The organism is Bacillus sp. 005/A4HT-01/001 (assembly GCF_004634445.1).
GTDB lineage: Bacteria > Bacillota > Bacilli > Bacillales > Bacillaceae > Bacillus > Bacillus altitudinis.
This window is the reverse complement of record NZ_SEIZ01000001.1, coordinates 866,381-880,362: the sequence shown is the minus strand read 5'-3', so window position 1 is coordinate 880,362 and position 13,982 is coordinate 866,381. Positions and strand designations below refer to the sequence as shown.

Sequence of the window (13,982 nt, the reverse complement as noted above, 5' to 3'; positions counted from 1 at the left end):
GTGTTACACATGGCTACAACATTAAAAACAAACGATTTTATGGATATTATGAAAGGGCGCCGCTCCATTCGTAACTATGATCCAGCAGTGAAAATTAGCAAAGAAGAAATGACGGAGATTTTAGAAGAGGCAACAACAGCACCATCATCAGTGAATGCACAGCCTTGGCGCTTCATGGTCATTGATAGCCCAGAAGGAAAAGAAAAGCTTGCACCACTCGCAAAATTCAACCAAACACAAGTAGCTACATCATCAGCTGTCATCGCTGTGTTTGCAGATATGAAAAACAATGAATACTTAGAAGAAATTTATTCAAAAGCAGTAGAAAATGGCTACATGCCGCAGGAAGTAAAAGAAAGACAAATTGCTGCATTAACTGCACATTTTGAAGCTCTTCCAGAGCAAGTGAATCGTGAAACGATCTTAATTGACGGTGGACTTGTGTCAATGCAGCTGATGCTTGCTGCTCGTGCGCATGGTTATGATACAAACCCAATTGGCGGATATGACAAAGAAGTCATCGCTGAAACATTCGGCTGGGATAAAGAGCGCTATGTACCAGTTATGCTTCTATCCATTGGGAAAGCGGCTGACGAAGGTTATGCTTCTTACCGTTTACCGATTGACCGCATCACAGAGTGGAAATAATTTTTAAAAAAAGGGAGACGATCATATGATTATTATTCATGCAGGGATGACCATTCATCCAGAGAAAGAAAACGTATTTCTAGAAGAAATCAACGGTTTAATGAAAGCTTCACAGGAAGAAGAAGGAAATGTGTCCTACAAGCTTTTCAAGGATACAGAGAAAGAAAACACCTTTTTAATGGTCGAAGTGTGGAAAGATGAAGCAGCGGTTCAAAGCCATAATGCAAGTGCACATTTCCAAGCTTTCGTCGCAAAGGCAAAAGAATTTTTAGCCGCTCCACTTGATGTTGTTGCATATCAAGGAGAGCAGCTTTCATAGAAAAACAACAAACACCCTAGGCATTTATAGCCTAGGGTTCTTTTATTGTCGACAATTCGTTTCACCTATTTCAATCTCGTATTGTGCATTTTCCACAAAGTTTCTGAAAATAAAATGTTTTTCGACTTAAGTATATTGGAATATGCTAGAATTAGATATTATTTATTACCAAATTAGGGAGGAACCAATATGAAAAAAGGGAAATGGACGAGCATCGCACTAACAGCTGTCCTCAGTTTAGGCACATTGACAGCTTTCAGCACCCCTCTATCTGCCCACACCTCAGAAAAGTCAACATCCTCAGATGGTGGTCATTATTCAGGTATTCCATTCGACGCAAGTGTTGTCAATGAAGACCGCCTCATCAAAGCCTTGAAAAAACAAGGAAAGATCAAAAAGAATGCCAATGAGGCAGAAACCCAAAAAGCATTAAAGAACTACCTAAAGAAAAAAGAAGAAGCAGCGATGAAACAAAGCGCAAGTACCTTAACAGAAGAACCTGAATTCCTAAAAGAATACAAACAAAATGTACATAATAAACTAGCCAAAAAGAAAAAGTTAAAGAAGCATAAAGGAAAAGAAGGCAATCAAGTAAAGCCGGTGAAAAAGGAAAAATATAAAGGCGACGTCCGTAATGATAAAGTTTTGGTCTTATTAGTAGATTTTAAAGATTATAAGCATAATAGTATTAAAAAAGAAGAGACTGATATGTACTATGACAAGTACGATCAGCAGCACTACCAAGATATGCTTTTCGGAAAAAATGGCTACATTGGTCCAGATGGTAAAAGAAAAGTATCTATGAAGCAGTATTATGAAAAGCAGTCCGGTGGAAGCTACACGATTAGTGGAACAGTAGCTGGATGGTATACAGCCAAGCATGAAGCAGCATATTATGGCGGGAACGTACCAGACGAATCAGGAAGTGACGGCAGACCGCGCGAATTGGTGAAAGAAGCCCTCGAAGCAGCGGCAAAGGATCCAAACATTGACCTTGGTGAATATGATCAATGGGACCGCTATGATATGGATGGGGACGGTGTTTATAATGAGCCAGACGGTATCATTGACCACCTCATGGTTGTACACGCTGGCGTAGGTGAAGAAGCTGGCGGCGGACAGCTTGGCTCTGACGCGATTTGGTCGCATCGCTGGTCACTTGGTGATGTATTTGAGATTCCAAACACTGAATCAGAAGTGGGTCAAGGCGGAAAGTTAGGCGCTCTAGATTATACGATTGAGCCTGAAGATGGCGCAGCAGGCGTGTTCACACATGAATTTGGACATGATCTTGGTCTGCCTGATGAATACGATACACAATACACAGGCAGAGGAGAGCCCGTTTCTTATTGGTCTATCATGTCAAGCGGAAGCTGGGCAGGTAAAGTACCTGGTACGGAACCAACAGGTTTTAGTCCATATGCAAAAGAAATGCTTCAAAACTTGCATGGCGGCAACTGGCTTTCTGGAAAAACCATTGATGGTAAGACATTAACAAAAAGCAAAACAGTTTTAATCGATGAAGCAGCAACAAAAGGAACCAACCATGATGCGGTTCGAGTCGATTTGCCAGATAAAGAGATTGTGGTCACTCAGCCTGCACAAGGGCAATATTCATACTTCAGCGGAACAGGTGACAATTTGAATGCTACCATGACGACATCAGGGATTGATTTGTCGAAGGGAAGCAAAGCCGAGCTTACGTTTAAAGCATGGTACGATATCGAAGAAGATTATGACTATGCGTATGTAGAAGTTCGTGAAGCTGGGACAGACAAATGGACAACCATTGCTGGTAATATTACGAATGATCGAAATGAGGCAGGAGCGAATGAAGGCAATGGCATCGATGGAAAATCAGATGGCTGGGTAGATGCATCCTTTGATCTTTCTGCTTATGCAGGGAAGAAGATCGATCTTCAATTCCGCTATACAACCGATGCAGGATATTCACTGCCAGGTTTATTTGTAGATGATCTAAAGATTACAGCAGATGGAGCAAAAGTGTGGTCAGATGATGCCGAGGGAACGTCCACGTTCACTTTTAATGGATTCTCTCAATCTAATGGAAAACAATATGCCGCTCAGTATTATTTACTAGAATGGCGCTCTTATGCTGATGTCGATAAAGGCTTAAAGCATATCAAACGAGGAGCAAGTCTGATGAGCTATAATAACGGTTTGGTCGTGTGGTACGTCGATCAATCGTACAGTGATAACTGGGTTGGAAAACATCCAGGGAACGGCTTCCTTGGAGTCGTAGATGCAGATCAACAAGTGTTGAAATGGAGTGACGGCTCTATTGCAGCGACAGGTTTCCAAGTACATGATGCAGCATTCTCTTTGAATCCAAGCACGAAGCTGAATATTGATTATACAGCGACAACAGGCTTAACCTTAGAGGATCGCTATATCCGCCCAACGCGTACATTTAGTGATAAAAAGAACTATGTGAATCCAAATAACCCGGATGCAGGACGTGATGTGCCAACATACGGCCTATCCTTTAAAGTCGTCGGACAAAGTAAGGACCGTTCTGTTGGAAAGGTATTAATTTCTAAAAGCAACTAAACAAAAAGCCGGATTCTATCCATGAATCCGGCTTTTTGATACGTTAAGACATGGATTTTTAGCGTATGACTCGTCTTTGGTCGAATGTTTGTTCTTTTTTATTTTGATATCCGAATGAAACCATTATATAATAGAGATTGGAAGGTTTTTCTTTCATTCAATGTTCTTTTTAGTTGTTAAAAAACCAAGAAAGGATGAGCGTTACCAATGAGTTGTGTCACTGCCAAGCAATTAAAGGTGATTCGAGGGACGATGCAGACTTTTTGCAGCCATTTAGAGTATGATGGCCACGGTAAGCTTCATATTAATACCATCATGGCTTTTATTAAAAAGGAATTTGGTGTAAGAAAAATGAAAGACATTCCACAAAGTCGTTTTCATGAGGCGTTAGAGCTAATCCAAGACTTTGATTTATACACGGACAAAATACAAATACGAGACCGTCTATCAGAAAGGAATTCACTAAATTGAATATTTTAGCAATGATTTTAGTAGGAATTGTCGCTTTAGAGCACATTGTCATCATGTTACTAGAAATGTTTTTTATGGAATCAAAAATGGCGAAAAGATCTTTCAATCTGCCTGAACACTTACAAAAGGATCCAAATGTGAAAGTGATGTTTGCTAATCAAGGGCTATACAATGGCTTTCTAGCTGCTGGACTCATTTGGGGGCTCATTCTTGGTTCGAATACCGTAGGATATATGATTCAGCTATTTTTCGTTCTTTGTGTGTTCATCGCAGCAGTATTTGGCGGGGTGACGTCTAATAAATCGATTATCATCAAACAAGGGTTACCAGCTTTTCTTGCATTAATTGCACTTATCCTGGCTATATAATCCTATCAGCGTGATAGAAAACCTTTGCAGTTTAGGAAGGACGAGCATCGGAGCGAATTTGACATTGGTGAGCACCGAAGCGCAGGACTGACACCGAATGCGAGGGTTTGTCTACACAGTAAAGCCGCCCCAGAGGGCGGCTTTTATCTTTTACGCATTCCCATCAAACGAATAATGGACGTAAGACAAAGGGCAACAGCGACAGCCAATATGATTTTTCCATACATGACGCCCGTAAGATTCATTAAAAAGACAGCCAATATGATACAGAGCGTGATGATAATCATCACAATCGAATAGGTTTTCATCTCTTTTTCCACTCCTTTTAAATTCCCTCTAGCGCAAGAGGTCTGTCAATTGTTTCTCATATTATATCATTTCATCACAATTTTACATGAAATCCCCTGTCAATAGAATGTGACAGAATGATTAGATTTGAAGTGAGGCTATATTTTTTAAAAAATCGGGTATAACATAAAGAGTTGTATCCAAGTCTGATTGCTTGATATTTAATTGTGCAAAATATAAAATAGCCACATGATAAATAGAAAGGATGATAAAGTTGAGCAAGAACGTTTTATTAGTATCAACAAGCAGCTCAGAAATGAACGGACACCCAACAGGCTTATGGCTAGAAGAATTGGCCGAGCCATTTCATATTTTTAAAGAAAATGGACTCAACGTGCAAATTGTTTCAATAAAAGGTGGAACAGTACCGATCGATAAAAATTCAATTCCTGAAGGAGTTCCAGCACAATATCAAGATGTGTATGAATTACTTCAAGACACAAAGGCACTGACAGATGTAAACCCAGCTGAGTATGATGGCATTTTCTTTGCTGGAGGACATGGCCCAATGATCGACTTTGCGTCCAATCAATTGGTTGCCGATGCGATCTTAGCGATTTCAGACAAAAATGGAGCCGTTGGGGCAGTTTGCCATGGCGTTTCTGCCTTTGTTGATGTGAAGGATCGTGATGGAAAATCATTTATCGACGGCAAGAAAATAACAGGATTCACAAACGAGGAAGAGGATGCTGTTCAGCTGACATCTAAAGTTCCATTTTTATTGGAAACAAAACTTCGCGAGCAAGGGGCAGCATTTGAAAAAGGCGATGCATTTGCGCCATTCGCTGTTGTAGACGGACAAATTATTACTGGACAAAATCCAGGATCAAGTGCAGAAACAGCACGCTTATTTGTCAAAACCATTGCATAAATCATCAAATAAACCAGTCGTGACTCATACGGCTGGTTTTTTGTTATGAAAATTTCCTAAAAAAGTCCAAAACAAGTATTAGAAAAATGGTAAAATAATCACAGGGTAAAAAACCCAAATTAGGGAAAAGGGGATGTTCCTGTGAGAGCATTTTATGTCAAAATCACCGCCGCCTTACTGTCTATTTTATTGGTCACAACAGGTTTATTTTCACCAGCAATCAAAGCAGAAGATGCACCAAAATCAAGTGAAAAAGTATCGTCACTGACTGAAAAAGCCATTCAGCAAGTGCAAGAGTCGTTTGAAAAGCAGGATAAAGGGACTGCGGTTCAACAGAAGGAAGTAAAAAAATCATTTAAAGTAGATAAGAAAAAGGGAATGAGTATTAAACGAAAAGCGGCTGCAGATGGAAAGATGCGCACGTCTGCCGTTCGCTCTATTGATGGACTAGCCATTAATCAATCGGCAGTTTTAAACGAGGAAGATCCAGTTGATTTATGGTTCTTAAGTACATCGTCCCCTCAGGCGCTCATCAGCAGGATTACCTCTCCAAATGCTGATTATTTCGTTCAGTTATTTGTTATTGATTATGAAGAAGGACAAGCTTATCCAACGGATCTGATTCAACCGGCAGGCAGTCTGCTTGCGTTAAACAATTTACCAGCGGGTGATTATGCGTTTGGTATTACTAGCGGTGGAGACTTTGGAGACTCATATACATTACAGGTGAATGCAAAAAACCCACCAAATTTCACAGGTGCTGAATCCCTGTCATCAACATTGCAATACTTTGTTGCTTCGTATGCCAATGGGGATGTTTTCGCAAATGGTACAAAAGTGTATAACAAACAATCTAAGACCGCTGATTATAAATGGGAGCGTGTATTTTATTTCTCATATGATGGAAAATATCAACAGAGAACGCATTCTGTTGACAGTGTAAAAGTGAAAAGTATTTCGGCACCAGTATCGTACTCTGCTCCATACGCGAGTTCCTCTGAGGCCATTCTTGTCTACTTAGATGTGGAGACATTATTTATGTATCATGAATCATCGTTTGCTAGTGGGCAGTACTACCATAGCAGCTTTGTTGATACTCTCGGAAAGACAACGCCAAGGCGTTTAGACATTGATGACCTGACAAATTACGGCGATCATATTTTGGCTGTTGATTTAAAGACAGGAAAGCCAATTGATTTCTTCAGTGTCCTTAATTTCTACTATGCAGCAGGGATCGAGAAGCTGCCAACGATCAATACATTGAATTAAGATCGGCGGTTGACATCAAATCGCCACATGTGTAGAGTAAAGATAATTAAATGACAAAAGTCCACTAGGGGAGTCATGTATGACTGAGACAAGAGAAAATCTTGGACCCTTTGAACCTGATCTAGTTTGTACTAGCGGAGGGAAGTGGAGCTGGACCTTGTCTTATTCATGATTGAATCGATAAGAAGGCCGCTCCATTTGGGGTGGCTTTTTCATTTATTCAACTGAAAAAGAGGAGGCTTTTTTTATGACATTTTCAACCCAATTAAGGCAAGAAGCAGAACCATTATTTGAAGCGATTTATCAGCATCCGTTTGTGAGAGGACTCGCAGCAGGAGAACTCGAAAAGGAACAGATCATTCATTATGTCAAACAGGATGTAGAATATTTAAATGCCTTTATTAAAATTTATGCGGCAGCCATTAGCAGATGTACAGACAGAGAGGACATTACCTTTTTCCATCAACAAATGGCTTTTGTCCTTGATAGTGAGACACATCCTCATCAAAACCTTTGCCGGGTGGCAGGTGTCGCTTATGATGAACTGCAAGGTGCATCTTTGGCGCCAAGTGCTCATCACTATATTCATCACATGCTGCAAGTCGCCGAGGAAGGGACGCTAGGAGAAATCATTGCGGTTTTGCTCCCTTGCCCTTGGACCTATTGGGAAATAGGCAAACGAATGCTCAGAGATGTAGAGCCCGATCCTGCCCATCCATTCTATGAGTGGATCACGTTTTATGGCGGGTTAACGGACTCTGTTACAGTGGAGCTTTGCAAACGGCTTGATCAGTGGGCGGATGAAGCAAGTGAGAAGGAAAAGAAGAAAATGAAACAGCACTTCATCTTAAGCTGTCAGCTTGAGTATAAATTCTGGGACATGGCCTTTACTGTCGAAGAGTGGCCTGTCCAAATGGAGGTGCATTCTTCATGACATGGAAGATGAAAGAAGTCGTTCTTGCTGTCATTTTATCTGTGGCATGCGGAGTCATCTATTTAGGGTGGTCGACTCTTTATTTACCGATTACAGCCCTTGTCGGTCCAGCAGGAGGCAACATCATGTTCGGAATTTGGGTCATTGCCAGTCCAATCGTTGCTTACATTATCCAAAAGCCTGGCGCTGCCCTCATCGCAGAAACAGCTGCCGCCGCCGTGGAATTACTGACAGGCAGCCACTTCGGTCTTTCTGCGCTTTTGATTGGTGTGTGCCAAGGACTTGGAGCAGAAATCGCCTTCGTTCTATTTGGCTATAAGCGATATCGCATGTGGACACTCATGTTGTCTGGTGCCTTTGCAGCAGTAGGGGCAATGGCATATAGCCTCATTGCCAATGGATTCGGCTATTACACACCTCAAGTGTTACTCATGACACTTGTCACTCAAGTCATCAGCGGTATGTTACTCGGCGGTTGCTTGGCAAAGGTTGTGGTGGATGCTTTATCTAAAACAGGTGTGCTGAATCAATATGCCATCATGAAAGAAAAACGAAGTAAGGGTGACCAGCATGGATTCATTTCTCGCGTGCAGTAATCTCACTGTCCGTTTTTATGAACAGCCGAATCCCGTTCTTCATCAAGTATCTCTTTCTATTCAAAAGGGGGAAAAGGTGCTGATATTAGGACCAAGTGGAAGCGGGAAATCTACGCTGATTTCTGTGCTTGCTGGCATTATTCCAGAGCATATGGAAGCTGAAGTACAGGGAGAAGTGATGCGGCAAAGGCATACTGGTGTCATGTTTCAAGACCCAGATTCGCAGTTTTGTATGCACCGAGTCAATGAAGAAATTGCGTTTAGCTTAGAGAATCGATCTGTCCCTCGAGAACAAATGGATGACATGATTCAGCATCTCATGAAAAAGGTACAGCTGGATGTCGACCCAAACACAGATATTCATACCTTATCTGGCGGAATGAAGCAGCGGTTGGCGCTTGCTTGTTTACTAGCATTAGAGCCAGATGTCCTGTTCTTTGATGAACCGACTGCACAGCTTGATCCAGCAGGAAGAATGGAGATATTTCAATTACTTCAGCAGCTTTCAGCTGAACAGAATCAGACGATGATTTTTGTGGAGCATGTGTTAGACGGTGTCATCGAGTGGATGGATCGGGTGATCTTATTAGATCATCAAGGCCGTATCATAGCAGATGGAACGCCAAAAGACGTGATGAACACATTTGAGGGAGAAATGAAAGAAGCCGGCATTTGGCGTCCGAAAATATTTCCCGAGAAATGGTCCACTATCGTACAAGATCCGTTTCATCCACTGAGTCAAACACTCTTGCAAACCTTTGAGGCGAGAAAAGAACGTCATGAGAAATTGTCATCAACAAATCGAGAGGTCATTATTCGCACAGATCATCTACAATTAAGCTACGGGAAAAAAAGCATTATAGATGACCTGCACGTTGATATAAAAGCAGGAGATTGGGTTGCGATCATTGGTGAAAATGGCAGCGGAAAAAGTACGTTTCTTAAACATGTCATCCGTTTAGAACCAATAAAAAAAGGTCACATTTTTTTAAAAGGAAAACACCTGAAAAAGTGGTCTGACCGAACATTATATGAAAAAGCCGGCTTTGTATTTCAAAATCCAGAACTTCAATTTATACAGGACACAGTGTTTGATGAAATCGCATTTGGTGGGAGACAGCGAAATTGGCCAGAGCCTGTGGTGCAAGAAAAAACGAATCAGCTATTGGCAGAGTTCGGCCTAGAGAAGCATAGAGACGTGCATCCTTTCACCTTAAGTTTAGGACAAAAAAGAAGATTAAGTGTTGCCACGATGCTTCTTTTTGATCAGGATGTACTCATTTTAGATGAGCCGACCTTCGGGCAGGATGAGAAAACGGCGAGGGAGTTAATCCGGCGTTTAAAAGAACGTCAACGACAAGGCACCACTATTATCATGGTCACACATGATATGGAACTCGTTGATGAGTGCGCTGATCAAGTGCTTGTTTTTCATCAAGGGGAGCATGTTTATGATGGTACGCCTTTTGATTTATTTTCTCATCAGGAACTTGTCACTTCCTGTGAGCTGAGAGTGCCGTTACATTATCGCTATATGGCTGAAAGAAAGGAAGTGATGACGATTGCAAAGTAATCACTCCTTTCTATCCACTGTAAATCCAGTCATGAAATTACTCGCCCATCTCCTTGCGATGTGCTGTCTGATGGCGATTTCTGATCCTAAAACGACGTTCATCATCTGGCTGTTTGCACTTGGAATTGGACTTGTCCTAGGCGGCTGGAATTTGAAATACCTCATCACCAGACTTGTACCTTATCTGCTCTTTTTCATTCTCGTGTTTTGGATGATCGCGGCCTTTGGCAAGGGAGATCATACAGTTTGGAAGTGGGCATGGTTTCATATTACAGAGGAGAGTTTAAGAAATGGGCTGACCATTTCTTTTAGAATGCTTGGCTTTGTGACATTTGGTCTCCTTTTTACATCAACAACTGATTTGACGGCCTTTATGATGAGCTTAATCCATCAATGCCGAATGTCACCCAAATGGGCATATGGGATGCTGGCAGGCTTCCGGTTTATCCCGTTGTTTCAAAGTGAATTGAAGCAAATGAAGGCTGCACATAAAATTAGAGGTTACAAGCAAAAAAACAGTTGGAAAGCGTTTATACGTTATGCACTCCCTCTTTTCACGCAAGGCGTACGGAAATCTGAACGACTAGCCATTGCGATGGAAGCAAGAGGCTTCACAGGGACGAGGGAGAGAACGTATTATCATGTCATCAGCACTTCATGGATCGACTGCATGTATCTTTTTTTCATCGTCATTAGTGTGTTGATATGCATCTTCTTCTTTTAAAAACAGCCACATTCTCTTGATGGAATGTGGCTGTTTTATATGTCTTAGGTCATTTGGTTGATATTAGTACACATTGCAGGCTGTAATAGATCATATAAAGAACCGATAAAGAGAGTGTACTGAGAAAAAGAGAGGATGAACGTGAGCGAATGTCACAGAGAATTGATAACATAATAGACGCTTTACCAATCGTTGGACTAGCTATGAGAGAGCAGCTAACCTTTTCTGTATTAGGGAAAGAGAAGGTTCTTTATTATCAGCAGCACGGGAACATTGACTTAGGGTTTAAAGCAGGCGACGTTGTAGCTCCCGGGTTCCAAAACTTTTCGATGTTGAAAAATGGGAGAGAGCCATCATTTATCCAGATTCCTAAAGAGGTGTACGGAATTCCTATGGACATCGTCGCCGTCCCGATTAAAGATGACAATGGTCAAGTAATCGCTGCCTTCTGTGTAGCATATGACCAAACGAATCAACAACGATTAGAACACATTATGACGGAAAGTAACGATGCTTCCGAAAAACTAGTCGCGATGGTACAGCAAGTGGCTGCACATTCAGAGGAACTACAAGCGACAAGTGAACAAATTCTACAAAATACAAAAACCACTGTCGAAAATTCCTCTAAAATCAACCAAGTGTCTAATCTCATCAAAGGTATCTCTGATCAAACGAACTTACTTGGACTCAATGCATCCATTGAGGCTGCAAGAGTCGGTGAAGCAGGAGCAGGCTTTGGGGTGGTTGCTACAGAAGTGAGAAAGCTGTCTACTCACGCGAAGCAAGCAACGACTGATATTGAAACAGCGCTAAAAGATGTGCAAGGCTCTATCAAAGGAATGGAAGAAGAAATAGCACAAATCGTGGCTTCTTCTGAACATCAAGCAGAACTCGTTGGCACTTTCACAAAAATTATTGAGGGGCTGCACGAAACGAACGAAACGATGAAATCATTGGCAACAGACTTAGTGAATTATCAAGTGAAATAAATAAACGAATCACAAAACCTCCAGCCGTATCGGAGGTTTTTTAACGTGTTGAAGTGAGTTTTTTGTCATGATATTGACGGGTTTTTCACTGACAGGGAAGTTACACTTCTGTATGATAGAAAAAGAGAGACCTGTTTTGATCATTAGACCTATACATAAGGAGGAAGCCCATCTTGACACAATCAGCAAAGCTGCAAGAAGTACTTGCGCCTTACCGTCCATTGTTAGATCAAACTGAAAAACCACTGATTCAATTACAGATAAAACAAGGAAAAACAGGACCATATGACAGCAAAATATCAGGTGATCCTTATTTCCCAAAAAACGACGAATATCCCGTTGATGGAGAAGGCCATCCTATGAAGCTGCTGGCACAAATCAATTTCGGCCAGCTGCCAAAGCTGAAAGATTACCCAGAAACAGGACTTTTGCAAGTTTTTATTTCTGTACATGATGATCTTTATGGGATGAATATTGACCATAAAACAGAGCAAAAAGATTTTCGGATCAAATTTATTGAGGAACCTTTCTTAGCTGAAGAAGACTTATTGACTGATTTTTCATTCGTGAAAATTCCTGACGATTTTTATTTTCCAGTTACGAAGGAAGGCGCGATTACAGGTGAATTATCAAGCGAAACGATCAGTGTAGAAGATTTCCGCTTTGAAAAAGTCACAGGAAAGCGAAGCTGGGATCTATTCGAAGATGCTGTTGGTATTGATGGTGATGAAGCAGATCAATTGCTAGATGAATTTTATGAGACAGCAAGTGGTTTTGGCCATAAAGTTGGCGGATACCCAGGTTTTACACAAGAAGACCCGCGTACCTATGTAGACCAAGAACATACTGTGCTATTATTGCAAATTGACTCAGATGATGAAGTGGACATGTTGTGGGGAGATTGCGGCATTGCTAACTTTTTTATCAAACCAGAAGACCTCAAACGAAAACATTTCGAAAATGTCGTCTATAACTGGGATTGCTCCTAATTTTGTAAAAAACACTCTTTTTGAAGAGTGTTTTTTGTCTATTTTTAGCCTTTTTGCCCCTAAATCGTCATTTCTGAGAGGTAATATGTCATTCTTTCTAGTTGACCGTATCAAAAAAAAATGTAAAATCATCTTAAAGTCCTCTTTTTTGAAAATAATAATAAAATGACATATCAATCAACAATGAAATGCTCGAAAAAGCGGAATGTACTGGGGGGGATCAATTGATCATTTCGAAAGTAATCAACAATAATGTGGTCAGTGCGTATGATGACGAGCAGCATGAGCTGGTCATTATGGGCAGAGGGATTGCGTTTCAAAAGAAAAGCGGAGACCCAATTGACGAAGAACGTATCGAAAAAGTATTTTCCATTCAAAATAAAGATATATCAGAAAAATTCAAAACCCTGCTTTATGATATTCCGATCGAGTATATGCAAGTGTGTGAGGCAATTATCGATCACGCGAGAACGACCCTTAACAAAAATTTAAATGACAGCATCTATGTCACGTTAACGGATCATATTACCTTTGCTATTGAACGTCATCAAAAAGGAATGGACATTAAAAATGCCTTGCTTTGGGAAATCAAACGGCTGTACAAAGAGGAATTCATGTGTGGTGTAGAAGCTATTCGGATCATACAGGACAAGCTCAACATCCATCTTCCCGAGGATGAAGCAGGCTTTATTGCGATGCATATTGTCAATGCAGAACTGAATGAGGAAATGCCGAATGTCATTCAAATTACAAAACTGATTCAAGATATTTTGAACATCGTAAAGTATCATTTCCAAATTGATTTAGACGAAGAATCATTAAATTATTTCCGTTTTGTCACGCATTTGAAATTTTTTGGACAGCGTCTGTTTAACGAAACACAAATGGAAAATCAAAATGAGTTTCTGTATGAAGTGGTAAAGGAAAAAAATACAGCCGCTTTTCAATGTGCGGAGAAAATTAATGACTATGTTCAAAAAGAATACAACCGAAGTCTCATAGAAGATGAGATGTTATACTTAACTTTGCACATCGATCGAGTCATAAAAAGAAAATAAATCAAAAAGAAAGCGTTGACATATCAAAATTAACATGCTAATTTATAACTATAAACTCAATAGCCCACAATCTTTTAGGATTGTTACTGGTCAAGCAGGCAAAACCTAAATCATTGTCCCTATCTTTGATAAGGCATGATTTAGGTTTTTTTGTATCTAAAGGCTTATAAAATTGAATAACGATCAATCGCTATGAAGGATTGTTACTGGTTAAGCAGGCAAAACCTAAATATCGATTAATGTCTGAATCGCTA

14 protein-coding genes, 1 pseudogene and 1 riboswitch are annotated in these 13,982 nt (G+C 40.6%); of the genes and pseudogenes, 14 read left to right on the top strand and 1 reads right to left on the bottom strand.

Annotated features, from left to right (window positions below; genetic code table 11):
• The first annotated feature begins 9 nt into the window (after positions 1–9).
• From ES896_RS04680 to ES896_RS04660, 5 genes are all read left to right on the top strand, one after another.
• Positions 10–648: a nitroreductase family protein gene (locus tag ES896_RS04680; protein WP_017368360.1), complete on the top strand. Its 639-nt coding sequence runs from the start codon at positions 10–12 to the stop codon at positions 646–648.
• A gap of 25 nt (positions 649–673) precedes the next feature.
• Positions 674–967, top strand: coding sequence for a putative quinol monooxygenase (locus ES896_RS04675; RefSeq protein WP_017368359.1), 294 nt, complete (start codon positions 674–676; stop codon positions 965–967).
• A 189-nt stretch (positions 968–1,156) separates the two neighbouring features.
• On the top strand, positions 1,157–3,538 hold the full coding sequence (locus ES896_RS04670; protein ID WP_007498008.1) for an immune inhibitor A domain-containing protein: 2,382 nt from the start codon (positions 1,157–1,159) through the stop codon (positions 3,536–3,538).
• Positions 3,539–3,745: 207 nt separating this feature from the next.
• Positions 3,746–4,009 (top strand): ORF6C domain-containing protein, encoded by a 264-nt coding sequence (locus ES896_RS04665; protein WP_008345710.1) that lies wholly within the window; start codon positions 3,746–3,748, stop codon positions 4,007–4,009.
• Entirely contained in the window at positions 4,006–4,377 is a 372-nt protein-coding gene (locus tag ES896_RS04660) for a DUF1304 domain-containing protein (protein ID WP_007498006.1), read from the top strand. The genes ES896_RS04665 and ES896_RS04660 overlap by 4 nt, the downstream gene beginning before the upstream one ends.
• A gap of 143 nt (positions 4,378–4,520) precedes the next feature.
• On the opposite strand, the pseudogene ES896_RS04655 reads toward ES896_RS04660, so the two are convergent.
• Positions 4,521–4,715, bottom strand: a pseudogene (locus ES896_RS04655) (hypothetical protein); the annotation flags it as partial.
• 224 nt (positions 4,716–4,939) lie between these two features.
• Between ES896_RS04655 and ES896_RS04650 the strand changes: the two are divergent.
• The 9 genes from ES896_RS04650 to licT all read left to right on the top strand — a co-directional run bounded on the left by ES896_RS04650 (position 4,940) and on the right by licT (position 13,728).
• A complete protein-coding gene (locus tag ES896_RS04650) occupies positions 4,940–5,596 on the top strand; it encodes a type 1 glutamine amidotransferase domain-containing protein (RefSeq protein WP_017358640.1) in 657 nt (218 codons plus the stop codon).
• 141 nt (positions 5,597–5,737) lie between these two features.
• Positions 5,738–6,865, top strand: a complete 1,128-nt coding sequence (locus tag ES896_RS04645) for a hypothetical protein (protein ID WP_135226478.1) — start codon at positions 5,738–5,740, stop codon at positions 6,863–6,865.
• Between the two features lie 56 nt (positions 6,866–6,921).
• Positions 6,922–7,025, top strand: a riboswitch (TPP riboswitch).
• A gap of 87 nt (positions 7,026–7,112) precedes the next feature.
• Entirely contained in the window at positions 7,113–7,799 is a 687-nt protein-coding gene (tenA, locus tag ES896_RS04640) for a thiaminase II (RefSeq protein ID WP_135226477.1), read from the top strand.
• Entirely contained in the window at positions 7,796–8,395 is a 600-nt protein-coding gene (locus ES896_RS04635; protein ID WP_035702599.1) for an ECF transporter S component, read from the top strand. Before tenA ends, ES896_RS04635 begins: the two co-directional genes overlap by 4 nt.
• A complete protein-coding gene (locus ES896_RS04630) occupies positions 8,370–9,968 on the top strand; it encodes an ABC transporter ATP-binding protein (protein WP_135226476.1) in 1,599 nt (532 codons plus the stop codon). The genes ES896_RS04635 and ES896_RS04630 overlap by 26 nt, the downstream gene beginning before the upstream one ends.
• The gene (locus ES896_RS04625) at positions 9,958–10,692 is read left to right on the top strand and encodes an energy-coupling factor transporter transmembrane component T family protein (protein WP_024719222.1); all 735 of its coding nucleotides are present in this window, start codon (positions 9,958–9,960) and stop codon (positions 10,690–10,692) included. The genes ES896_RS04630 and ES896_RS04625 overlap by 11 nt, the downstream gene beginning before the upstream one ends.
• A gap of 149 nt (positions 10,693–10,841) precedes the next feature.
• Positions 10,842–11,681, top strand: a complete 840-nt coding sequence (locus ES896_RS04620) for a methyl-accepting chemotaxis protein (protein WP_024719223.1) — start codon at positions 10,842–10,844, stop codon at positions 11,679–11,681.
• A 173-nt stretch (positions 11,682–11,854) separates the two neighbouring features.
• Positions 11,855–12,670: a YwqG family protein gene (locus ES896_RS04615; RefSeq protein ID WP_035702594.1), complete on the top strand. Its 816-nt coding sequence runs from the start codon at positions 11,855–11,857 to the stop codon at positions 12,668–12,670.
• 224 nt (positions 12,671–12,894) lie between these two features.
• The gene (gene licT, locus ES896_RS04610; protein WP_017368351.1) at positions 12,895–13,728 is read left to right on the top strand and encodes a BglG family transcription antiterminator LicT; all 834 of its coding nucleotides are present in this window, start codon (positions 12,895–12,897) and stop codon (positions 13,726–13,728) included.
• The last annotated feature ends 254 nt before the right edge of the window (positions 13,729–13,982 follow it).

Coding starts and splice junctions, on each gene's coding strand:
- tenA (WP_135226477.1), top strand. CDS start 7,113: ATGACATTTTCAACCCAATTAAGGCAAGAAGCAGAACCATTATTTGAA.
- ES896_RS04635 (WP_035702599.1), top strand. CDS start 7,796: ATGACATGGAAGATGAAAGAAGTCGTTCTTGCTGTCATTTTATCTGTG.
- ES896_RS04670 (WP_007498008.1), top strand. CDS start 1,157: ATGAAAAAAGGGAAATGGACGAGCATCGCACTAACAGCTGTCCTCAGT.
- ES896_RS04680 (WP_017368360.1), top strand. CDS start 10: ATGGCTACAACATTAAAAACAAACGATTTTATGGATATTATGAAAGGG.
- ES896_RS04630 (WP_135226476.1), top strand. CDS start 8,370: ATGGATTCATTTCTCGCGTGCAGTAATCTCACTGTCCGTTTTTATGAA.
- ES896_RS04620 (WP_024719223.1), top strand. CDS start 10,842: ATGTCACAGAGAATTGATAACATAATAGACGCTTTACCAATCGTTGGA.
- ES896_RS04665 (WP_008345710.1), top strand. CDS start 3,746: ATGAGTTGTGTCACTGCCAAGCAATTAAAGGTGATTCGAGGGACGATG.
- ES896_RS04675 (WP_017368359.1), top strand. CDS start 674: ATGATTATTATTCATGCAGGGATGACCATTCATCCAGAGAAAGAAAAC.